The 21,996-nt window shown below is 63.4% G+C and carries 23 protein-coding genes and 1 tRNA gene; 15 read left to right on the forward strand and 9 right to left on the reverse strand.

Annotation, left to right across the window (positions count from 1 at the left end; genetic code table 11):
* Positions 1–65 precede the first annotated feature (65 nt).
* The 3 genes from fdxB to KKP04_RS06580 all read left to right on the forward strand — a co-directional run bounded on the left by fdxB (position 66) and on the right by KKP04_RS06580 (position 2,351).
* On the forward strand, positions 66–374 hold the full coding sequence (fdxB, locus tag KKP04_RS06570; RefSeq protein WP_215028224.1) for a ferredoxin III, nif-specific: 309 nt from the start codon (positions 66–68) through the stop codon (positions 372–374).
* Between the two features lie 156 nt (positions 375–530).
* Complete coding sequence (locus tag KKP04_RS06575) at positions 531–1,199, forward strand: nitrogen fixation protein NifQ (RefSeq protein WP_251133941.1); 669 nt, start codon at positions 531–533, stop codon at positions 1,197–1,199.
* 108 nt (positions 1,200–1,307) lie between these two features.
* Positions 1,308–2,351 (forward strand): 2-hydroxyacid dehydrogenase, encoded by a 1,044-nt coding sequence (locus KKP04_RS06580; protein WP_215028226.1) that lies wholly within the window; start codon positions 1,308–1,310, stop codon positions 2,349–2,351.
* Positions 2,352–2,388: 37 nt separating this feature from the next.
* Here KKP04_RS06580 and KKP04_RS06585 read toward each other — a convergent pair whose 3' ends face one another.
* The 4 genes from KKP04_RS06585 to KKP04_RS06600 all read right to left on the reverse strand — a co-directional run bounded on the left by KKP04_RS06585 (position 2,389) and on the right by KKP04_RS06600 (position 5,736).
* On the reverse strand, positions 2,389–2,703 hold the full coding sequence (locus KKP04_RS06585) for a ribbon-helix-helix domain-containing protein (protein WP_371818724.1): 315 nt from the start codon (positions 2,701–2,703) through the stop codon (positions 2,389–2,391).
* 83 nt (positions 2,704–2,786) lie between these two features.
* Complete coding sequence (gene fumC / locus KKP04_RS06590) at positions 2,787–4,199, reverse strand: class II fumarate hydratase (RefSeq protein WP_215028229.1); 1,413 nt, start codon at positions 4,197–4,199, stop codon at positions 2,787–2,789.
* A gap of 103 nt (positions 4,200–4,302) precedes the next feature.
* Entirely contained in the window at positions 4,303–4,743 is a 441-nt protein-coding gene (locus KKP04_RS06595) for a gamma-glutamylcyclotransferase (RefSeq protein ID WP_215028231.1), read from the reverse strand.
* 18 nt (positions 4,744–4,761) lie between these two features.
* On the reverse strand, positions 4,762–5,736 hold the full coding sequence (locus tag KKP04_RS06600) for an NADPH:quinone oxidoreductase family protein (protein ID WP_215028233.1): 975 nt from the start codon (positions 5,734–5,736) through the stop codon (positions 4,762–4,764).
* Positions 5,737–5,778: 42 nt separating this feature from the next.
* Here KKP04_RS06600 and KKP04_RS06605 point away from each other — a divergent pair, with 42 nt between their 5' ends.
* From KKP04_RS06605 to KKP04_RS06625, 5 genes are all read left to right on the forward strand, one after another.
* On the forward strand, positions 5,779–6,270 hold the full coding sequence (locus tag KKP04_RS06605) for an RNA methyltransferase (protein WP_215028235.1): 492 nt from the start codon (positions 5,779–5,781) through the stop codon (positions 6,268–6,270).
* A 73-nt stretch (positions 6,271–6,343) separates the two neighbouring features.
* Positions 6,344–6,988 (forward strand): invasion associated locus B family protein, encoded by a 645-nt coding sequence (locus KKP04_RS06610; RefSeq protein WP_215028237.1) that lies wholly within the window; start codon positions 6,344–6,346, stop codon positions 6,986–6,988.
* A gap of 155 nt (positions 6,989–7,143) precedes the next feature.
* Positions 7,144–8,205 (forward strand): dihydropteroate synthase, encoded by a 1,062-nt coding sequence (folP, locus tag KKP04_RS06615; RefSeq protein WP_215028239.1) that lies wholly within the window; start codon positions 7,144–7,146, stop codon positions 8,203–8,205.
* A gap of 237 nt (positions 8,206–8,442) precedes the next feature.
* Complete coding sequence (gene glmM / locus KKP04_RS06620) at positions 8,443–9,813, forward strand: phosphoglucosamine mutase (protein ID WP_215028242.1); 1,371 nt, start codon at positions 8,443–8,445, stop codon at positions 9,811–9,813.
* 203 nt (positions 9,814–10,016) lie between these two features.
* A complete protein-coding gene (locus tag KKP04_RS06625; RefSeq protein ID WP_215028244.1) occupies positions 10,017–10,664 on the forward strand; it encodes a hypothetical protein in 648 nt (215 codons plus the stop codon).
* Positions 10,665–10,722: 58 nt separating this feature from the next.
* Here the strand turns inward: KKP04_RS06625 and KKP04_RS06630 are convergent, their stop codons facing one another.
* Positions 10,723–12,624 carry a pentapeptide repeat-containing protein gene (locus KKP04_RS06630; protein ID WP_215028246.1) on the reverse strand — a complete coding sequence of 634 codons (1,902 nt, stop codon included), beginning with the start codon at positions 12,622–12,624 and terminating at the stop codon, positions 10,723–10,725.
* Between the two features lie 186 nt (positions 12,625–12,810).
* On the opposite strand from KKP04_RS06630, the gene KKP04_RS06635 reads away from it, so the two are divergent.
* Both KKP04_RS06635 and KKP04_RS06640 read left to right on the forward strand, forming a co-directional pair.
* The gene (locus tag KKP04_RS06635) at positions 12,811–13,203 is read left to right on the forward strand and encodes a CidA/LrgA family protein (protein ID WP_215028248.1); all 393 of its coding nucleotides are present in this window, start codon (positions 12,811–12,813) and stop codon (positions 13,201–13,203) included.
* Positions 13,200–13,922 carry an LrgB family protein gene (locus KKP04_RS06640; RefSeq protein ID WP_215028250.1) on the forward strand — a complete coding sequence of 241 codons (723 nt, stop codon included), beginning with the start codon at positions 13,200–13,202 and terminating at the stop codon, positions 13,920–13,922. The genes KKP04_RS06635 and KKP04_RS06640 overlap by 4 nt, the downstream gene beginning before the upstream one ends.
* 26 nt (positions 13,923–13,948) lie before the next feature.
* Here KKP04_RS06640 and KKP04_RS06645 read toward each other — a convergent pair whose 3' ends face one another.
* Positions 13,949–14,677, reverse strand: a complete 729-nt coding sequence (locus KKP04_RS06645) for an SIMPL domain-containing protein (RefSeq protein ID WP_215028253.1) — start codon at positions 14,675–14,677, stop codon at positions 13,949–13,951.
* 132 nt (positions 14,678–14,809) lie between these two features.
* On the opposite strand from KKP04_RS06645, the gene KKP04_RS06650 reads away from it, so the two are divergent.
* A tRNA-Ile gene (locus KKP04_RS06650) sits at positions 14,810–14,885 on the forward strand.
* A 263-nt stretch (positions 14,886–15,148) separates the two neighbouring features.
* On the forward strand, positions 15,149–15,349 hold the full coding sequence (locus KKP04_RS06655; protein WP_215028255.1) for a CsbD family protein: 201 nt from the start codon (positions 15,149–15,151) through the stop codon (positions 15,347–15,349).
* 214 nt (positions 15,350–15,563) lie between these two features.
* Here KKP04_RS06655 and KKP04_RS06660 read toward each other — a convergent pair whose 3' ends face one another.
* The 3 genes from KKP04_RS06660 to KKP04_RS06670 form a co-directional block, all read right to left on the reverse strand.
* Positions 15,564–17,051, reverse strand: coding sequence for a DEAD/DEAH box helicase (locus KKP04_RS06660; RefSeq protein ID WP_215028257.1), 1,488 nt, complete (start codon positions 17,049–17,051; stop codon positions 15,564–15,566).
* Positions 17,052–17,336: 285 nt separating this feature from the next.
* A complete protein-coding gene (locus KKP04_RS06665; RefSeq protein WP_215028264.1) occupies positions 17,337–18,251 on the reverse strand; it encodes an SDR family oxidoreductase in 915 nt (304 codons plus the stop codon).
* A gap of 137 nt (positions 18,252–18,388) precedes the next feature.
* Positions 18,389–18,889: an Lrp/AsnC family transcriptional regulator gene (locus tag KKP04_RS06670; RefSeq protein WP_215028266.1), complete on the reverse strand. Its 501-nt coding sequence runs from the start codon at positions 18,887–18,889 to the stop codon at positions 18,389–18,391.
* A 229-nt stretch (positions 18,890–19,118) separates the two neighbouring features.
* Here KKP04_RS06670 and trxB point away from each other — a divergent pair, with 229 nt between their 5' ends.
* From trxB to KKP04_RS06685, 3 genes are all read left to right on the forward strand, one after another.
* Positions 19,119–20,081 (forward strand): thioredoxin-disulfide reductase, encoded by a 963-nt coding sequence (gene trxB, locus KKP04_RS06675; protein WP_215028268.1) that lies wholly within the window; start codon positions 19,119–19,121, stop codon positions 20,079–20,081.
* A 38-nt stretch (positions 20,082–20,119) separates the two neighbouring features.
* Positions 20,120–21,010, forward strand: coding sequence for a LysR family transcriptional regulator (locus tag KKP04_RS06680; RefSeq protein ID WP_215028319.1), 891 nt, complete (start codon positions 20,120–20,122; stop codon positions 21,008–21,010).
* A 327-nt stretch (positions 21,011–21,337) separates the two neighbouring features.
* On the forward strand, positions 21,338–21,976 hold the full coding sequence (locus KKP04_RS06685) for a DUF937 domain-containing protein (RefSeq protein ID WP_215028270.1): 639 nt from the start codon (positions 21,338–21,340) through the stop codon (positions 21,974–21,976).
* Positions 21,977–21,996: the final 20 nt, after the last annotated feature.

A 21,996-nucleotide genomic window follows, 5' to 3' on the forward strand; every position in this document is an offset into this window, starting at 1 on the left:
AGCGCCTCTAATTCCAGTTCCAGCAGGCGCGACGCAGACATCTCTAGACTGAAGGAAAAGGGCACATGGCAAACTTGACACGCGACGGCCGCGAGTGGGAGCCGCAATTTCTCATCGAAATCAATCCGGAAACCTGTATCGGCTGCGGCCGCTGCTTCAAGGTGTGCGACCGCAGTGTCATGACGCTGAAGGGCATCACGGATGAAGGCGAACTCGTCACCCTCGATGGCGACGACGACGAGGATTGCGACGACGAATTTGAACGCAAGATCATGGTTCTGTCCGACGCGGGCAACTGCATCGGGTGCAGCGCATGCCATCGCGTCTGCCCGCGCGCCTGCCAGACCTTTTCGACGACACCGCCCGCGCTTTGATCAGTGGCCGGACGGCAGCAGCGCCTTGACCGTCCGGCACATTCTTCACGATCAGGCATGCTCCTTGCATTTATGATGGCCGAACCGGGAGCGTCGTCATCGCGACACTTGCCGGTAAGCGATGCGAGGAGACCCGCAAAGCGGGGGTAATCGGCGATGTCAGTGCAGAAAGCGTCCGAAAGCCTCCCACTTTCTTCCGCGCGGGACGTCTATTCCATGCTGATGGAGGCGAGAGCCCCAGATGTCGATGCCTTCGATGCGCATGTGATTGCGTGCATCCTTGCGCTGTCCTTTGCCGAGGCGAAAGCCGAGGACATGTCGCTCGCCGCCGCCGCCGGTCTTGAGGCGGACGATCTGCTCGATCTCGTCGCATCGTGCTTCCCGGCTGCGCTCGCGTGGTTGAAGCGCGACATCGGCCATCGTCCCATCGAGCGCAGCGCCGACGAAGCCTGCCTTCTCGATCTTCTCAAGAGCGGCGCCACGGCGCAAACCGTCCTGGCGCACCGGCTTGCCGCTCTCGTGGCGCGCCGCGCGCAGCGCCCGAACCACCTCTGGCAGGATCTCGGCTTTCGCCATCGCGGCGACCTCTCCGAGCTGATGCAGCGCCATTTCGCGCCGCTCGCCCGCCGCAACAATCACGACATGAAGTGGAAGAAATTCCTCTATCGCATGATCTGCGCCGACGCGGCCTTTTCGCTCTGCACCGCGCCGAGTTGCGCGGAGTGCGACGACTTCGAAACCTGCTTCGGGGAAGAGACGGGCGAGTCGCTGCTGGCGCGTGGTCGCCGCGCCGCCGATTTGCATGGCAGCCGTGCCGGCGCTTGATACGGCAGGTTTGCACCCGATTTTCAGGACATAGTGTCACGGCCGTGACATGCCGCGCGGCGAATAAGGATGCGGCGTCGCTTCCAGCAGTGAACGATTGGGGTTTCGATGAGAATTGCCTTCTTCAGCGAACATGCCTTCCAGACGCCGTTTCTGATCGAGGCGAATCAGGAGTACGGGCACGAACTGGTGTTCTTCAAGGAGCAGCTCTCGCGGCGCACGGCACAGCTCGCGGCCGGTTTCGTCGCCGTCTGCCCCTTCGTCACCGACAAGCTCGACGCCGAGACACTGCAAATCCTGGCGGATGGCGGCACAAAACTCCTCGCGCTGCGCTCTGCGGGTTTCAATAACCTCGACCTCGAAGCAGCCGAGAGGCTCGGGCTGTGCGTCATGCGCGTTCCGGCCTACGCGCCGACCGCCATCGCGGAACATGCCGTCGCGCTGATGCTCGCCCTTAACCGCCGCATCAACCACGCCTATAACCGCGTGCGTGAGGGCAATTTTTCGCTCGACCACCTGGTGGGCTTCAATATGGAGGGCCGCACGGTCGGCATCGTCGGCACCGGCAAGATCGGCGAGTCGCTCGCGCGCATCATGCACGGCTTCGGCTGCAAGATCCTCGGCTACGACATCTACCAGAACCCGGCTTGCATTGCACTCGGCATGAAATATGTCGACCTTCCGACACTGCTATCGGAGTCCGACATCGTCTCGCTGCACTGCCCGCTGACGCCGGAAACGAAGCACCTCATCAATGAGGAGTCGTTGAGGCTCATGAAGCCCGGCTCAATGCTGATCAACACGGCGCGCGGCGGCCTCGTGAACGCGGAGGCCGTGATCGAGGCGCTGAAGCGGAAGGACGGCCTGGCCTATGTCGGCATGGATGTCTACGAGCGCGAGGAAGGGCTGTTCTTTTCGGATCATTCCTCCACGATCATTCAGGACGACGTGTTCGAACTGCTGACCACCTTCCGCAACGTGATCGTGACGGGGCATCAGGCGTTCCTCACGCGCGAGGCACTGGCGGAAATCGCGCATACGACGCTCGCAAACGTCGCCGATTACGAGCGCGGCACGCCGAACCCGAAAAACGTGTTGAGCGCGGGTGTGAAAGGCCCCGGCGGCCCGCTGCATCAGAGCCCGCGCGAATAGCCCACGCTCCGCATCGGGCGGCCGGTTCACAAAGCCCTTACTCTTGGTGGGGCGAAGTCACGGCGCGTGCTTTTGATGTGCCGAGCAGATAGACGCGGATCGCAGCGGAAAGGCCCGCAGGTCCGCGCGCCGCGTCGATCTCGGCCACGAGCGCAGCGACGGTGCGCCCTTGCTCCTCGGCCGCGGCCTTCAGTTCGCGCCAGAACGCGTCTTCGAGTGTGATCGACGTGCGGTGCCCGGCGATGGCGAGCGAGCGCTTTTTCGGCAAGGCGAGCGCGGGGGCGAACGCGGCCGCCGCGGAGCCGGGTTCCGCGCCGTTAACAGGCCCGCCGCCGGTCCTTCTGCTATGCACGATCGCTTTCCGCATCGGCTCCCGCCTCACCGGACGTAAAAAGAGGGCCGGGGAATCCCGGCCCGCCGTTGCCTCGCCGCTCGTCACACGCCCGGCTTGATCATCAGCTCAGGCTTCATCAGCGCGTTGAAGTCTTCCTCGGAGATCACGCCGAGTTTCATCGCTTCCTCGCGCAGCGTCGTGCCGTTCTTGTGCGCCGTCTTCGCGATCTTGGCGGCGGCGTCGTAGCCGATCTTCGGCGCGAGCGCGGTCACGAGCATCAGCGAGCGTTCAAGCAGATCTTCGATGCGCGCGCGGTTCGGAACGATGCCGACGACGCAATGGTCGGTGAAGCTCACCGCCGCGTCCGCGATCAGGCGGATCGATTGCAGCAGGTTGTAGATGATGACGGGCTTGTAGACGTTCAGCTCGAAATGGCCCTGGCTGCCCGCCACCGTGATCGCCACGTTGTTGCCCATCACCTGCGTGCAGACCATGGTCAGCGCCTCGCACTGCGTCGGGTTCACCTTGCCCGGCATGATCGACGAGCCCGGCTCATTCTCGGGCAGCGAGATTTCCGCGATACCGGAGCGCGGGCCGGAGCCCATCAGGCGGATATCGCTCGCGATCTTGAACAGGCTCGTCGCAAGCACGTTCAGTGCGCCGGAAAGCTCCACCTCGGCATCGTTGGACGCCAGCGCCTCGAACTTGTTCGGCGCGGTGACGAACGGCAAGCCGGTTTCGCTTGCCACTTCGTCCGCGAACTTCTCCGCGAAGCCGATGGGCGTGTTAAGGCCGGTGCCGACAGCGGTGCCGCCCTGCGCGAGGAGATAGAGGCGCGGCAGCGTGGCCTTCACGCGCTCGATGCCGAAACGCAGTTGCGTCGCGTAGCCGGAGAACTCCTGCCCGAGCGTGACCGGCGTCGCGTCCTGAAGGTGCGTGCGGCCGATCTTGATGATGTCTTTGAACTCTTCCGCCTTCGCCTCGATGGCGCCGGCCAGATGGTCGAGCGCGGGCAGCAGCGCCTCGTTCACCTGCACGGCGGCGGCGATGCGCATCGCGGTCGGGAAGGTGTCGTTGGAAGACTGCGAGCGATTCACGTGGTCGTTCGGGTGGACGGGCTTCTTCGAGCCCTTCTCGCCGCCGAGCAGTTCGATTGCGCGGTTCGAGATCACCTCGTTCGCGTTCATGTTCGACTGCGTGCCGGAGCCGGTCTGCCAGACGACGAGCGGAAATTCAGCGTCGAGCTTGCCCGCGATCACCTCTTCCGCCGCCGTTACGATGGCGTCGTGCAGGGGTTGCTCCAGATTGCCGAGCGCGAGGTTTGTCTTCGCCGCCGCCTTCTTCACGACCCCGAGCGCATGCACCAGCGGAATGGGCATGCGCTCGCCGCCGATCTTGAAATTACCGAGGCTGCGCTGCGTCTGCGCGCCCCAGTAATGGTTGGCGGGCACGTCGATAGGGCCGAATGTGTCGGTTTCGGTGCGCGTGGCGGACGGGGAGACGTTTTCTGTCATGGCCGGTCTCTGCTGATTTGCGTGGAAAGGTTGAGGGCTGGTCTATCATGCCCGCGCCGTTCGCGCCAAGCCGCACCGATTGGCGCAAAACCGCACGCTGGCGTTACAGCGGAAAGCGGCCCGACGCGATGAGCGGGCGCGCATCGACGTTGCCCGCGTAAGGGTAAACCCACACGGCGAGCGTGCCGCCGCGATGAAGCCGCACCTCAATGATCGTGCGATAAAACAGGTCGGGCTTGGTGCCGACGCCCGCACAGCCTTCGTAGGCATCGAGCGCGGCCAGCACCGCCGGGCCGTTCAGCTTGAACACCTCGCCATGGATGCGGGTTCGCGCCGCCTCCTCGAACACCGCCCCCGGAAAGCGCCCGAGATTATAAAGCCGCCCCGGCGCGCAGGCTTCGCCGACGAAACGCGCGCGCGTTTCGAGCAGCCGCGCATAGGGGCTGCGGCTCGCGCGCATCAGCGTGCCGTAGACGAAGATATGCTTCGGCTCTGCGACCGGGCGGCTTTCGCTCGCTGCCCGATGATCGGTTTCATCATTCATCCTGCTGCCCCGTTTCCCTCACGGCTTGACGACGATCTTGCCCTTGATCGTCCGCGCATCCAGCGCCTTGATCGCGTCCTTCGTCTCATCGAGGCTGAACACGCGGTCGATATGCGGGCTGATTTTCGCCGCCGCGCACCAGTCGAGCAACTTCGCCATCTGCGCGCGGAAGGCGCCCGGATCGGTGTCCACGTGACGGCCGAAGAACACGCCGCGAATATCGCAGCCCTTCAGCAGCACGAGGTTGAGCGGAATTTTCGGGATGTCGCCCGCCGCGAAGCCGATGACGAGATAGCGCCCGCCCCAGGCGATGCCGCGCAGCGCCGGTTCCGCATACGGGCCGCCGATGCAATCGTAGATCGCGTCCGGCCCCTTGCCGCCCCGAATGGCCCGCACGGCTTCCTTCACGTCGGCGCCGGTGAGGTTCAGAAGGTGCGCCGCGCCGCGATCCGCGCACAGCTTCAGCTTTTCGTCCGACGTGCCCGCCGCGATCACCTCCGCGCCGAGCGCCGCCGCCACCTCCACCGCCGCGAGCCCCGCGCCGCCCGTCGCGCCGAGCACGAGCACCGCGTCGCCCTCGCGGACGCGTCCGCGATCTTCGAGGCCGTGCAGCGCCGTGCCGTAGGCGATGGGAATGGACGCCGCCGCCTCGTCCGCGATGCCGTCCGGCACGACCACCGTGCGCGCCGCCGGGGCGATGGCCTGCTCGCGGCAACCGCCATAACCGACATAGGCGAGCACGCGCTCACCCGGCGCGAAACCCTCGACGCCCGCGCCGGTCGCGATGACGCGCCCCACCACCTCGCCGCCGGGAGAGAACGGCAGCGCGGGCTTTGTCTGATATTTTCCGCGCGTGATCAGCGTATCGAAAAAATTAAGCGCAACCGCTGTAACTTGAATCGCGACCTCGCCCGGACCCGGTATCGCGTCGGGCAGGTCCGCCATCTCAAGCGCGTCCGGTCCTTCGAGGGACTTGCACAGCACAGCCTTCATCGCCTACCTCATCGCATGCCATTTCCCGAACGAAGCTATAGCATGCGCGGATATTTCGCCATCGGAGCCGAACGGATCTCGAAGCCGATGAATCTCGGCGCCCTGATGCGGTCCGCCCATGCTTTCGGCGCGAATTTCTTTTTCACCATCGCGGCGCACGAGAAGGCTTTCGATGCCAAGTCCGACACGTCAAGATCGGTCGACCATCTGCCCTGCTATCACTGGGCGAGCGTCGCCGAGATGACGCTGCCACTACGTTGCAAGCTCGTCGGCGTGGAACTGATCGAGGGCGCAATCGATCTGCCCGCGTTCAAGCATCCGCTCCACGCGGCCTATGTGCTCGGCCCGGAACTCGGCGTGCTGTCGGACGAGATGCTCGCGCGCTGCGATCACGTCATCAAAATTCCGACCGCATTCTGCATCAATGTCGGCACGGCGGGTGCCATCGTGATGTACGACCGCGTGCGAAGCCTCGGCTCGTTCCCGGATCGGACGGATGCACTGTCGAACGCGTTCAAGCTGCGTTCGGACTAGCTTTCCGTGGACCAATGACCGACGTTCTGCTTAGGTCGAGGCTCCAGATCGTGTCTTTCAAACGGGAATTTTCATGCGGCGCCGTCTGACCCTTCCGCTTTTGTCCGTCGCAGCCTTGTCCTCGGGCGCGACCGCTCAACAGGTTCAGGTCCAGCAAATTCCGCAGACGCTTCCGCAAGGGCCGTCAGCCGTGCCGAACCCGACCCAGCCGCCACGCCCGGCGGCGCAAAGGAAACCGAAGCCGAAACCCGCACCCAAGCCAGCTTCCGTTCCCGAGGTGAAGGCAAAGCTCGTGGAGAAAGTCGGCGACTGGAATGTTTTCCTGCATGACAGCCGCGAAGGGCGCATCTGCTTCGCCGCCAGCGCGCCGACCGACATGCTGCCGAAGACGGCGAAGCGCACGTCCGTCATCTTCTACGTCAGCTCATGGCAGACGGACGGGATCTATAATGAGGTGAGCGTGCGGCAGGGCTATGCCATGAAGGCAAACGCGCAGACGACGATCACGCTCGGCGGCCAGTCCTTCGCGCTCTATGCGCTCGGCGACAAGGCCTATGCGAGAGACCCGGCAGTGGAGCGCAGGCTGCTCTCGGCGATGGCGATGGGCGGGCCGATGACGGTCAAGGCCACGTCTGCGAGGGGCACAGCCACGACGGATCAATATTCCCTCGAAGGCGCGTCCGCCGCAGTGCAGAAGCTTCGCGAGATTTGCCCCTAGAGACGGATTCACCGATCAGGTCGACCCGACCTGATCGGTGAATCCGTCTCTAAACTTCAGAAAAGAGACCGTTTTACCGATCTGATTGCGATTCAATCAGATCGGAACGGGCTTTAGCCGCCGACGCCGCGACCGCTTCACGCTTTGGAGACGAGATGCCCGGACTTTATCTGGAACCGACCGGCTTTCTTTATGGCGAGACCGCGCGCGAGGCGATTGCCGCGGGGGAAGCGCTGCCGCTTGCCGCAAGCCCGCGCATCGCGTTTTCCGCCGCACTGCTCCGGGAGGGTGGCTCCGGCCGCATCCGCAACATCTTTCTGCGCGCATCGGCCCTGCCGCAATTGAGCGAACCGCGCGTGCAGGATTTGCTCGCACGCCTCGTCGCGCCTCGTGCGGATATCGCGGGCGTGCCGATGGATGGTCCGCGTATCATGGGCATTCTGAACGTCACGCCGGACAGCTTCTCGGATGGCGGCGAGCATATCGGGGCAGATGCCGCGCTGGCGCATGCGGCGGATCTGGTGCGACAAGGCAGCGACTTCATCGACGTGGGCGGGGAGTCGACGCGGCCCGGTTCCGACCCGGTGGACGCCGAGGAAGAGTTGCGCCGCGTCCTGCCGGTGCTCGAAGGACTCGCCGCCTGGCAGACGCCGGTCTCCGTCGATACGCGCCGCCCGGAAATCATGCGCGCGGCTGCGGGGGCGCGGCTCGACATGATCAACGACGTGTCCGCGCTCACCTTTGCAAGCGACAGCCTGTCCACGGCGGCCGATCTCGGCAGGCCGGTGGTGCTCATGCACGCGCAGGGCGACACGAAAACGATGCAGGACGCGCCGTCCTATGCCGACGTCGTGACCGAGGTGTTCGACTGGCTCGAAGCGCGGATCGAAGCGGCGGTCGCGGCAGGCATCGACCGCGCAAGGATTGCGGTGGATCCCGGCATCGGCTTCGGCAAGACGCTGGCGCACAACGCGGCCCTGCTGCGCGGCATCGCGCTGTTCCACGGTCTCGGCGTGCCGCTGCTCGTCGGCACATCGCGGAAGCGGACGTTGCAGCGCATCGTGGCCGCCGAGCGTCCGGCCGACATCGACCCCGCCAGCGTTGCAGCAGCCCTCGACGCGGCCTCGCGTGGCGTTCAGATCGTCCGGGTTCACAATGTCGGAGCCACCGCGCAGGCGCTTGCGGTCTGGCGCTGGCTCAACGGCCGCAACCCATAGAATACCCGCCACGAACGCGGGCGGCTGCCATGCTTGAGAGAGCCTTGCCGGAAGCGGCGACGGTTTGTATGCAAGACACCACCACCAGTATTCATTGCGCTCTGAAACAACCAGGCTCAATTCCGTCAAACATCCGAATATAATGGTGACCTGACCGGCGTACAGAAGACGGACCCATTGATCCGTTCCAGTCAGTCGGTCTCGGTCAGTAGCGGCACAGTTTTCTTGGGATCGGACATGCGGCAAAAACTTTTTGGCACGGACGGCATTCGCGGACAGGCAAACACCTGGCCGATGACGGCCGAGATCGCACTGAAGGTCGGCATGGCGGCTGGCTACATGTTCACGAATGGCGGCCGCCGCCACAGCGTGGTGATCGGCAAGGACACCCGGCTGTCGGGCTACACCATCGAGAATGCGCTCGTATCCGGCTTCACCTCGGTGGGCATGGACGTGGTGCAGCTCGGCCCGATCCCGACGCCCGCCGTCGCCATGCTCGTCCGCTCGCTTCGCGCCGACCTCGGCGTCATGATCTCGGCCTCGCACAACCCTTATAAAGACAACGGCATCAAGCTTTTCGGCCCCGACGGCTACAAGCTCTCGGACGAGGTGGAAGCTGAAATCGAAGCCCAGGTGTTCGGCGACATCGACCGCCTGCTCGCCGAGCCGGACCATATCGGCAAGTCGCGTCGTATCGACGGCATCGTCGACCGCTATATCGAATTCGCCAAACGCACGCTCGACCGCACCATCAGCCTGTCCGGCCTCAAGATCGTCATCGACTGCGCGAACGGCGCGGCCTATCGCGTCGCCCCCGCCGCGCTGTGGGAACTCGGCGCCGAGGTGGTGCCGCTGGGTATCGCGCCGGACGGCCGCAACATCAACCGCGAATGCGGCTCGACGGTGCCGGACCACATCTGCCGCAAGGTTCGCGAGACCGGCGCACACATCGGGATCGCGCTCGATGGCGACGCCGACCGCGTCCTGATTTCGGACGAAAACGGCCAGATCGTCGACGGCGACCAGATCCTCGCCGTCATCGGGGAGAACTTCCGCGAAACGGGGCGTCTGCGGGGCGGCGGCGTCGTGGCAACGGTGATGTCCAATCTCGGCCTGGAGCGCCATTTCGAGAGGCTCGACCTCGCGCTGATCCGCACCAAGGTGGGCGACCGTTACGTGGTCGAGGCCATGCGGCGCGGCGATTACAATGTCGGCGGCGAGCAGTCGGGCCACGTGGTGCTGTCCGACTTCACCACCACGGGCGACGGCCTCGTGACCGCGCTTCAGGTCTTGAGCGTCGTGATCCAGAGCGAGAAGCCCGTCAGCGAGGTCTGCCGCCGCTTCGAACCGGTGCCGCAACTTCTGAAGAACCTGCGCTTCTCCGGCCCGAGCCCGCTCGAAAGCGAAGCGGTCAAAGCCGTCATCGCCGCGCAGGAAATGCGCCTCGGAAGGGCGGGGCGGCTCCTCATCCGCAAATCCGGCACGGAACCGTTGATCCGCGTCATGGCGCAGGGTGAGGATCAGACGCTCATCAACGGCGTCGTCGCCGAGATCGTCGCCGCCGTGCAGGCCGCCGAACAGGGCGAGCCGGTGGCCGGGGCGTCGTGAACGAGCCGCCGGCGGGACGTTTTCAGATGTTCCGCCTCTGTTCACGAAATACTTAGGATTACTTTATCCTTCAGTAACCATAATGAGCCCGATGATATTTTCGAGTAAAAAAAGCCAACCTGAAAGTGATATTTAACCTTACCGGTTTACCAATGATGCCAGACCGAATTCGCCCGTCCCATGCTGCATCAGTGGATAAAACCATGAGCTTTATGTCAGATTACGACGCCACCTCCGAAGGCCTGCTAGGCGCGGCCAGCCGTTTCGACGCCTATTTCGACGTTTACGGCCTCAGCCTCAAACAGGAGGCCGACGAGGTTCAGCGAACCGTTACTCTGATCGCCCGTTCCCCCATTTCTCCATGCGCGAAGGCGCTGGCGCTGAACCTCGCCCGCTTCCAGCCTCGCTCTGTCGAAGTCAACGTCATCTTCTCGCAGATCGCGCCCGCCGACGAGCTTGATTTCTTCGTCCGTTCGCTCGCCGACGCCTGCGGCCGGGCTCCCGAAATCATCGTCCGCTGGGCCAAGAACCGCGCCCTTCTCGATGCGCATGAGCGCCTGACGCTGGGCCGCACGCTCTGCTGGACGGGGGATTCCATGCGCCGCTCGGAGGATACGCGCAGCGCCATCGACCGCGTGGAAGATTGCACGCCGCTCGTGCTTGCCGAAGCGATCGCCAGTTTCTCGGCGCTGTGGCGCGCATCGGTCCCGCTGCCGCGCACCGCTTTTGCGCCGGTCAGGGAACCGGCCCTCGCGCGCGCGGTGGCGTCGTCCCCGATGATGGAAGCGCCGATGTCCCTCGAAGCCAACATCGTGCGCCTCGATGAATATTTGCGCTGGCGGCGGCATTAGCGCCGAATCCGAGCGAAAAATTTTGCAAGGGCGGCCGCGTGCCGCCCTTTTTCGTTTCTCAGCGGACCTTGAGCAAATTTCTCAGCGCGAGCAGGAAGAGGAAGATCAGCGCCGCGCTCAGGATCGCCTGAAAGAGCGCCAGAGACGACACGACGAGCGGCATGATCGGCGTACCGCCCGGCTCCAGACCGTAGAGGCAGCCGAAAACGCGGCGGGCGTTCATGGAATCGTGCCAGTCGATTTGCAGGAGCGCGCTTCTGAGCGAGAGATAGATCGCTTCGAGGACCGGGTTCGACGTGCCCGAAGCGCAAGGCGAACCGATTGCGGCGGGCGGCCATTTCAGGAGCGAAGCGGCGCTCCCGCGCGCGGCGAGATAGAAGCACGCGAACGCCAGGACAGACAGCACCCACAGCGCCGCCGGTCTCAAAAGCGAGCGGCCGAAATTCGCAACGCCGCCGTAAATGTAGCCGAGCCAGAAGCGGCCGATGCCCGAGCCGAACGGCCGGTCGCTCCAGAACCTCCGGCAGCGGAACTCCTGCGCGAAAAATTCCTGCTCGCGGGGAAGATCTTGCGCCTCGGATGCCAGCTTCTTCAGACGGCGGAACTTGGCCGAAGCGTCCGGGTCGGCGCAAACCTTCGCCGCCTTGAAGAACGGCCCGCGCGGATCGGCAATTCCCGCCTTTTTCCACGAGTGGAAGCGCTTCAGCGGATCGGCCACCGTCATGTTGTCGAGGCGCGGCGGCTCGTGGAAGTTCGCTTCGAGGAAATCCGGCACGGCCTTGAAGTTTGCGCGCGCGAGCACGAACGCGACGCGGCTTTGCGCGGCACTGAAGTCGGCCTTTGCGACGAAAGCGGCCGAAGCGAACGAAACGGGCGCTTCAAATCTTGCCTCGCGGAACACCGCGTCGCCTTCGAACCGGCTTTCGGCGAATGTGGATGTCTTGCCGAGGCTGAAGCCCGCGAAATCTGCATGACTGAGGAACCGCGCACCCGCGAAGGTTACGCCGCCGGAAAATCCCGTCTGGCGGAAAATCGCGGGCGCGCCGAACTCGGCGGCCGAAAAATCGCTCTCGCCCGAAAAACGCGCGTCGGTAAAGGTCGCGTCGAGCGCGAACTTTGCGCCCGGAAAGCGGGCTTTTCCTTCGGCGCGCATGTCCACGAAAGAGGCGGGCTTGTCGAACCGCGCATCGCGGAACGAAACGTCGTTCCAGAACTGGCCGCGATCGAACCGCACCTCACCCTTGAACGCCGCCTCCGCAAACCGCGCATCGCCGGTGAACTGCGCCTCCACGAACCCGGTATTGCCGAGAAACTGCGCGGCGTTGAACCCGGCCGAGGCGGAGAACACCGCGCCGTCGAACATGGCGTCCGAGAGAAAGCGCGCCTCGTCGAACCGCGCGGCGGCGGCAAACTGCGCCTTCGAGAAATCGGCGCTGCCGGAAATCAGGCTGGAGCGGAAATCCGCCTTGCCGGTGAAGCGCGTCCGCTGGAACTTCGCGCCATGGCTAAGTGGCCCGTTCTTCTCCTTCAGAAATTGCGCGCGCTCGAAGTCGGACGCGCCGTCGAAAAGCGCGTCGTCGAAGACCGCCTGCCCGGAAAATTTCGCAGCCTTGAAGGTCGCATCCGCCTGAAAATGGGCGCGCGCGAACGTGGCGGAAAGCCCGAACTCCGCACCGGCAAACGAAACCGGACGCTCGAACACCGCGCCTGTGAGGTTGACGGGGCCAGGGAAGATGAAGCCGTCGAAATCGATATCGTCTTCGAAACGCTCGTTCGCGAAGTCGGCCTTCGCCACTTTGAGCCAGAGGCGCGTTTCATCGTTGTCGCCATCGCCGAACCAGTTCAGCGAAAGCGTTCCCGCCTCCTCGAAATTCGCTTTCGATTTCAGAACCTGCGATGCCCAGTCGTTCCAGGCCGCGCGGCCCATGTCGAACAGCGCCCGCGTCTCCTGCCCATTCATGCAGCCCCAAGCCCCATCGCCCGCCGCGGCGATTTCCAGAACCCAACTTCACACCCCGAGTGATGAACAGCCTTTCCATCATGAATTGGGCGGGCGTGAGGTATTCCCCCGGAAATTAGGCTATGAAACGCGCCTTGCAGTTGTGATTACCTTTCCCGCCGGATTCCCGCCACCAGGAGCATTGCCATGGTCGAATGGTTCACCGTCCTCATCGTTTTCCAGCTTGCGGGAGAAATCCTCTCGGCGGCGACGAAACTGCCCGTTCCGGGGCCTGTGTGCGGAATGGCGCTGCTGTTTGTCGCGTTGGTGATCTACCGGGGCGTGCCCGAGGGGCTTGCGAAAACCGCCGAAGGCTTACTGACGAACCTGTCCCTGCTGTTCGTGCCCGCGGGAGCGGGCGTGATGCTGCATTTCGGCGTGCTCGGCCACGACTGGTTACCCATCGGCGCATCGCTCATCCTGAGCACGCTTCTCACCATCGCAGTGACGGCGGCGCTGATGGCATGGCTGTCACGCAAGGCTTCGGGGAGTGCGCAGGGGCCGAAGCCTGCCGCGCCGGAGCCGGAGGCGCGCTCATGACGAGCATCGCCGACATCTGGGTTTACCTCTCCGCGAGTCCGCTGCTGCATCTCGCGCTGACGCTCGTCGCCTATCAGGCGGGCTACGCCGTCTATCGCTGGCGGAAATTCAACCCCCTGTTCAACCCGGTGCTGATCGCAATCCTGATCCTTGTCACGATCCTGCTCGTGACGCATACGAGCTACCAGACCTATTTCCAGGGCGCGCAGTTCGTGCATTTCCTGCTCGGTCCGGCGACAGTGGCGCTCGCGATCCCGCTTTACCGTCAGGTGGCGCGGGTGCGGAAGTCGGCCCTCGCCGTGACCGTGAGCCTCATCGTCGGCTCGATCACGGCGGCGGCAAGCGCTGTCTTGATTACGTGGGTTCTCGGTGGCACACGCGATTCGTTCGTCTCGATGGCCGCCAAATCGGTGACGACGCCCATCGCCATGGGCATCACCGAGCAGATCGGCGGCCTGCCGACATTGACGGCGATGTTCGTCATCCTCACCGGCATCACGGGCGCAATGCTCGGCGCGCCGCTGCTGAACGCACTCGGCATCAAGGACTGGGCCGCGCGCGGTCTCGCCATGGGCACGGCGTCGCACGGCATCGGCACGGCGCGCGCGCTACAGGTCAACGAGGTCGCGGGCGCGTTCGCGGGGCTTGCGATGGGGCTGAACGCGCTGGCGTCGGCCCTGCTGATCCCCGCCGCGTGGCATCTCTTCTTCGGGGGATAGGCGGGAGAATGCGGCCGCTTCCGTCGCTACGGTTTGATGAGTTCGATCGCGATGCGCACCTGCGCCGAGAGCGTTTCCTCGCCGACTTCGACCGGCACGGACTGCGCCTTCGCGTATGCCGCCCCGCGGAACACGGGTGCCGGCGATCCCGCGCCGTCCTCCGCGATGGAAAGCACCGCACCGAGCTTCATCCCGGCGGCTTCGGCATAGGTTTTCGCCTTCGCAAGCGCGGCCTCCACCGCCTTGCGGCGGGCGTCGCCGAGATATTTCTCAGGCTCCGACACCGCGAAATCCGGCCCGGAAATCCGGTTCGACCCGGCGGCGACCGATGCACCGAGGATTTCGCCCAGCCGGTCGAGGTTGCGCACGGTGACGCTTACCGTGTTCGAGGCGCGGAACGTCGTGATGCCGGCACCGTCCTTGCGCGGGTAACTCGCCGTCGCCGTCTGCGGATACAGAGAGAATTGCGATGTCTGCAAATCCTTCTTCTCGATTCCCGCCGCCGCGACTTCGGACAGCACCTTCGCCGTGGCCGCGCTGTTTTTCGCGACAGCCGCTTCCGCGTTGGCGTCCTCGGTGGCGACGCCGATGCGGATCACCGCGATGTCGGGCTTGACCTGCACGCTGCCCGTACCAGATACCTCGATCATAGGCGTACGCTGTGCGGGAACGTTCAATTGCTGCGGCTCGGCCCATGCGGCTGTCGAAAAGGCCACCGCAAAGGCCGCCACCGGAACAAGGAATGCTTTTCTCATGGTGCTTTCTTCGCTAAGAATCGGATTGGCACCGCATATGAGACTTGGCATCCGGCAGCGTTAGCTGTGCCGCATATTAAGTTTCGGTAGGCTTTTCCGAGATCGGCCGGATGAAAGGGACGTCTCGCTTCAGGGCGTGTAGCTCAATGGTCAGAGCTAGCGGCTCATAACCGCTTGGTTGCAGGTTCGAGTCCTGCCGCGCCCACCACATTCCGATTTTCCGACATCCGGCCGGGTCCAAAACGGCAATTAATATCCAATTAAATCAGCACTTTTGTGTCCGAAGCGGATTGAGGATGGGAAGCGTGAGCTTGCGAACCTCTGCCCAGAACGGCCCATGGACCCGACGCCCTGCCCACGAAAGCGATTGACGATCTGCGAGCCGAAGCCTTGGCGGAAGGTTTGCAAAACGCGGCTGGAACCTTCCGGCTCAGAAGCAGTTTATCTGACAGTAAAATGGAGGACATTTCCATGAATTGGGATCAGATCTCGGGAAACTGGAAGCAGTTCGAGGGCAAGGTGCAACAGCAATGGGGCAAGCTTACCGACGACGACCTGTCTGAAGCCAAGGGCGATGCGAAAGTACTCGCGGGTAAAATTCAGGAACGCTACGGCGTCACAAAGGAAGAGGCTGAACGCCAGGTCGACGAGTGGCATCGCTCGCTTCACTGATACGCTTCGGCGCGCGCGCCAAGCGTACACGCGAAAATCGTGGCGTCGGCCAGTCAGCGACTCGGGATGATGCGAACCTCGCACGAGCCTCGGTGGACGCTCGCCCCCGGCAAGGCTGGATCGGCATAAACGATCCGGCCGCAATGCCACCTACACAGCATGACTCACGCAGATCTGAAAAGATCGGCGTGAGTTGTTTCGTCTGGGAGAGATGTTAGCTCGCGACGCGAACCGGTCGCATCAAAAAGGCCGGAACGTGATCGCCAAGGCCGACCACCGGGGCCGATGTCGCCGGCGGCAGAAGTTCACGATGGTAGCGCGACACACTGGAACCGTCGCCATTGCGGCGGTTCCGCGCAGGGCGCTCCGCTGTCGATGTCGAAGCGGCTCGCATCGGACGAGCGTCATCCGCAGATGGCGTCTCCTGCCGGATCGGGCGAACTTCCGCGGTTTCGCGCGGCTTGGCTGCGACTACCGCTTCCTTGCTTCGCCCACGGCCCGCGCCGCCGCGCTCACCGCGACGCGACCGCTCGCGGCGCTCGCTGAAGTCTGTGGCGGCGAGGTTCTCCGTCGAAGGCTCGCCGTCGATCCATTCGATCTTCGCCTTGCAGAGATTTTCGATGGCGCGGACGCCCTTCATCTCCTTCGGCGTGACGATCATGGCGGCGTAGCCGTCACGGCCCGCACGGCCCGTGCGGCCGATGCGATGCACATAATCTTCGGGGCTGATCGGCACATCGAAGTTGAACACATGGCTCACTTCGGGGATGTCGAGGCCGCGCGCGGCGACGTCGGACGCCGCGAGATAGGTGATTTCGCCCTTCCGGAAGGCTTCGAGCGTCGCCATGCGCTGGCGCTGGTCGAGATCGCCGTGGAGAGCGCCCGCGTTGAAGCCGTGCTTGACGAGGGATTTATGAAGAACCGCGACGTCGCGCTTGCGATTGCAGAAGATGATCGCGTTCTGGATCGTCGCCACCTCGGACCGCATCAGTTCGCGGAGCACATGGCGCTTCGTCTTCGAATCGGCGGGGGAAAATTTCAGCTTCTGCGTGATGTTCTTCGCCGCGGTGGCCGGAGCGCTGACGCGAACCTGCTCGGGGTTCTTGAGGAACTGGTCTGTCAGCTTCTGGATTTCCGGCGGCATCGTCGCCGAGAAGAAGAGCGTTTGCCGCGAGGGCGGAAGCAGCTTGCAGATGCGCTCGATGTCGGGGATGAAGCCCATGTCGAGCATGCGGTCCGCTTCGTCGATGACGAGATAATCGACTGCGTTCATGAGAAGCTTGCCGCGTCCGAAATGGTCGAGAAGTCGGCCCGGCGTTGCGATCAGAATATCCGCACCGCGTTCGAGCTTTTTTTCCTGGTCATCGAAGGACACGCCGCCGATGAGAAGGGCGACGGTCAATTTGTGCTGCGAACCGAGCGTCTCGAAGGCTTCGGCCACCTGGGCGGCCAATTCGCGCGTCGGCTCAAGGATGAGCGAGCGCGGCATGCGGGCGCGGGCGCGCCCCTGTTCGAGCATGTTCAACAGCGGTAGAACGAAGGAAGCGGTCTTGCCAGTTCCCGTCTGGGCGATGCCGACGACATCGCGGCCCTCCAGGGCGAAGGGAATTGCCTGGGCTTGAATTGGGGTGGGTATCGTATACCCTGCTGCGTCGATGGCAGCCAGCACTTTGTCGCTGAGCTTAAGGTCTTTAAAAGTCATATCCCGTTGGGTTTTTGGAACCACGTCATCATGGGTTCAGTGAGTATCATCCGCACAATGCAGATAGATGACAGCATGCGTCAGGCACTAGTTTCCAGCGTCGCATCAGCGGGCAGATTGCGACCCACATCGGATTACCATGCTGCCAGGAAGTGCTGCGATGGCAGAATTTCAAAATTCTGCCTTGACGCTTGGCTGGAATATGATCTCAACGCCAACCGCAGTCAACCCCGAACCGGCCAATAGTGCCGATTAGCGCAGGATCATGACGCCGCTGCAACAGGCTCACGCCGACGCGGGCGCCTTTTCGAGCGCGGCCTCGACAAGGCGTTCGCTTTCCGTCCAGAGGCGTTGCGAGGCATGGCGGTCTTCCACGATGGGGTTCGACCGCGCGGGGCGCTCCTTGACGAAATAAAGCCCTGTCTTGCCTTCGATTTCCTGCGCGGTCGCGACGTAAAGGGAATTTTCCGCGCCCTGCTCCGGCGTGAGAACCAGCGGCTTCAGAATCGACCAGGCCGCGCCCATGACGCCGCCGACATTGCCGATCCCCGTGCCGACGACGCCCGGATGCAGGCAGTTCGCCGTGACGGGCTTCGGCGGAAGGCGGCGGGCCAGTTCCACCGTGAAGAGCACATTCGCCAGCTTCGACTGCGCATAGGCGCCGAACACGCTGTAGCGTCGGCTCGACATGAGGTCGCCGAAGTCGATGGAGGCGCGGTTGGAAGCGTTCGACGCCACGGTCACGATGCGCGCCTTGCGGCGCTCCTCGCCGCTGCCCGCAAGCGTCGGAATGAGCGTGTTCGTGAACAGGAACGGCGCGAGGTGGTTCACGGCGAACGTCGTTTCGTAACCGTCGACCGTCAATTCGCGGACGGGCGCGAACGCACCGACATTGTTCACAAGGATGTGGACTTCCTTATAGGCGTTGGCGATCCGGTTTGCCGCGTCGCGGACGGACTTCAGGCTCGCGAAATCCGCCAGCACCAGATCCGGTTCGTTGCCGCCCTGCCGGGCGATCAGACGCTTTGCGTCTTCGCCGCGCTCCTGGCTGCGGCAAACGAGAACGACTTTCGCACCCGCCTTTGCAAGGCCGAGCGCGGTGTAAAGACCGATGCCGGAACTCGCGCCGGTAATGACCGCGGTCCGACCGGCCTGACTCGGGATCGGCTGCTTTTCCTTCCGGTTGAGCGGAATTCTCATGCGCGTCTCCGGGGCAGGGGGTTATGATGACCCTTTCATTCTTACTATATAGATGTTGCGTGGACATTTGCGACACGCGCGCGAGACGATCTTTCGTCGATCACCAACCGGGCCGCCCGAAGAAATCGCGCAAAGCCCTATTCGATGGCGGCGCCGGGCTCGCTCTTCGCCGTCTTGATCGTGAAGGAGGTCTTCACCGAGCTGACATTCGGCGCCGCGGTCAATTCGCGGATGATGAAATTCTGGAAGGTCACGAGATCGGGCGCAACGCATTTGAGGAGGAAGTCTGTGTCGCCCGAGAGCATGAAAGCTTCGCGCACAATCTCCCACTGGCGAATGCGGGCCTCGAAGGCGGAGAGATCGGCCTCGGACTGGCTTTCGAGCCGCACGAAAGCAAAGGCTGTCAGGTGGAAGCCAAGGCGCGGGAGATTGAAGACGGCATGATAGCCGGCGATGATGCCGGTTCTTTCGAGTTCGCGCACGCGCCTCAGGCACGGCGGCGCCGAAAGCCCGACGCGCGCCGCCAGTTCGACATTGGTTATCCGACCGTCCCGCTGCAACTCGGCAAGGATCTTCCAATCGGTTGCATCGAGTTTGGTTGGAATTGTCGAATCTTCCAGTGTTCGCACCGACGCCATTGGGATTCCCTCGGGCTGTTGGCCAATCCCGCCCAGCGAGATATGTGGTGGCCGCTCTGTTGCAACGCAACAATTTTTGATCCCAACGTCGGCGCAGCAGCAAAAAAAGTCAACAGAGGTTTGTATGTCAACGCCCGCGACCACAGGCTTGACCGAAACGCCTTGGCAGCAGGCGCCGTAGCGCCTATTTTGCGATGCGAAATGCTAATTCAGAAGGGATGAGCCTGCAATGGCGGCACGTCATCACAGGGTGGTCATCGTCGGTTCGGGGCCTGCGGGCTACACGGCCGCTATCTACGCCGCGCGCGCGATGCTGAACCCTCTCCTCATCGAGGGCATGCAGCCCGGCGGCCAGCTCACCACCACCACCGAGGTGGAAAACTATCCGGGTTTCGCCGAGCCGATCCAGGGGCCGTGGCTCATGGAGCAGATGCGCGCACAGGCCCTTCACGTCGGCGCGGAGATCGTCCAGGATCTGATAACATCGGTCGATTTCTCGCGCCTTCCGCTCGTGCTCCACGGCGACAGCGGCGCGATTTACCACGCCCGGTCCGTCATCATATCGACCGGCGCACAGGCCCGCTGGCTCGGCATCCCGAGCGAACAGGACTTTCGCGGCTACGGCGTGTCGGCCTGCGCCACATGCGACGGCTTCTTTTATCGCGGCAAGGACGTGCTCGTGATCGGCGGCGGCAACACGGCGGTCGAGGAAGCGCTTTTCCTCACGAGGTTCGCGAGGAGCGTCACCGTGGCGCACCGCCGCGATTCCTTCCGCGCGGAGAAGATCCTCCAGAACCGCCTGTTTTCGAACCCGAAGGTCAAGGTGCTCTGGAACACGGTTCTTGACGAGGTCGTGGGAACCGAAAAACCGAAGGCGGTGACAGGCGCGCGGCTTCGGGATACCGTGACGGATGAGGTAACGGTGTTGCCGGTGGATGGAATATTCATCGCGATCGGCCATGCTCCGGCAACCGAAATATTCAAAGGACAACTCGATACGACGTCCGGCGGGTATCTCGTCACGGCGGCGAAATCGACAGCCACGAATGTTGCGGGCGTTTTCGCCGCGGGCGACGTGACGGACGACATCTACCGCCAGGCCGTGACAGCGGCCGGCATGGGATGCATGGCGGCGCTCGACGCCGAGCGTTATCTCGCGAGTTTGGAAACACTGGCGCGGGCGGCCGAGTAAGGCCCCGGGCGCCACGCATGAAAGGGCCCGGCCTCCGTATGGATTGGGACAAGCTCAGGATTTTTCATGCCGCTGCGGAGGCTGGCAGTTTCACGCATGCGGGCGAGACGCTGACGATCAGCCAGTCGGCCGTGAGCAGGCATATCGCCTCGCTCGAACGCGATCTCAACGTGCCGCTCTTCCACCGACATGCGCGCGGCCTTGTTCTCACCGAGCAGGGCGAACTTCTCTATCGCACGGCGCAGGAGGTTTTTTCCAAGCTCGCCACGACCCAGATCCTGCTTGCCGATAGTCGAGGCAAACCCAACGGTCAGTTGAAAGTCACGACCACCATGGCGCTCGGCACGGGCTGGCTGACGCCGCGCCTCAACGAGTTCTTGAAGCTCTATCCCGACATCCAGCTCCAGCTCATCCTCGATGACGAAACGCTGAACCTTACAATGCGGGAAGCCGATGTCGCCATCTGGTTCGGTCCGCCTTCGCAGCAGGATTTCGTCCGGCGCAAACTGTTCACCGCCCATTTCCACGTCTACGCTTCGGTGGACTATGTTAAAAGGAACGGTCGGCCACGCAATCTGGAAGATCTGGACCGCCACCGCATTCTGACTTATGGCGGCGTGTTGCCGAGCCCCTTCAAGGAAATGAACTGGCTGGAGACAGCGGGCCGCGACGGCCGCAGTCTTCGCGATCCGTCGATGCGCATCAACAGTCTCTTGGCTCTGCGTGAAGCCGTGCTGCAAGGCATCGGCATCGCGGTGCTGCCGGACTACCTTGCGAAGGATCACCAGCGGCTCGTCAACGTGCTCGAAGAAGCCGAGATGCCCGTTTTCGACACCTACTTCGTCTATCCCGCCGACCTGAAGGACACGAAGCGCGTGAACGCCTTCCGCGACTTCCTCGTCGAGAAGTCTCGCGAGTGGTCGTTCTGAGGTCAGACGGACCGTGTCCCGGCGCTCTGCACGCTGACGCTGACACATCCACCTCATAGAATCGAGCCGCGTCGCATGCAAATGCCGGTTGCAGCCGGAATGCGTTACTGAGGCTTTCCTGCAACAGATGTGGTCGATTAGACCGCTTTCCCCGGGCGGGATCTTGCACGGTCTTCGCGCGACGGGTTCCGATCCCGTACACTTTCTATTGGTAGTGTTGATTCGCCTCGCTTCCCGCGATGCGAGTGACGGCAGTCCTGCGTAGAGCGATTTTCGAAAGCCCGGAGGTGCGTTTCCTCGGGTGGGTCAGGCTGTACGAGGCGAGCCATGAAGCTTTTTCATATCATAGCAGGCGCTCAAAATAAGAGGGCTTTCAGCAATATGGGGCAGGTGTTCGGCTTCAGCGACGAGGTCATGGCACAAACGCTCCGCTACTTCATTCCGCCGATCTCGAAGGCCATCGAAAAGCGCGCGCAAACGCCGGACGGAGTCATTTCGATCCTCGAATTGCTCGGTTCGCGCCGCTACGACCGCTTCCTCGACGATCCACGCATTTTCGGCCACCCGCAGATCGCGAAGGAAGGCCAGCGCATCCTCGACTTCCTTTTCGAGCGCGAGGCACGCCTCCAGAAGATCGTCGAAAACCGCGCGCGCGTGCTGCCGGTCAATGCCGCGACGTTACGGCGTCTGTTTCCGTTCATCGCCGTCATGGTGATGGGCGCGGTTGAGGTTCGCACGCGGCGGCCGCTCGGCGTCATCCTGCATCGCGTGGCGAAGGGCGAAACCGACGACCGCGCCATCGCCAATCCGTTCATGGCGCTTGCGCAGCACCTGCGCAAGCAGGAGAAGCAGGAGCGCGATGGCCGCAAGCGCCGGCTTTTCTCGTTCTTCGGCGTCACGCAACCCGCCCCCCAGCCCGCGAAGGCTCAGGCGGGCTCGGCGGGCGGCTTGTTCGAATCGGCGTGAGGGGGGGCCTGAAAGCGCCC

It is taken from the genome of Rhodomicrobium sp. Az07, from assembly GCF_018619475.1.
Classification (GTDB): Bacteria; Pseudomonadota; Alphaproteobacteria; order Rhizobiales; family Rhodomicrobiaceae; genus Rhodomicrobium.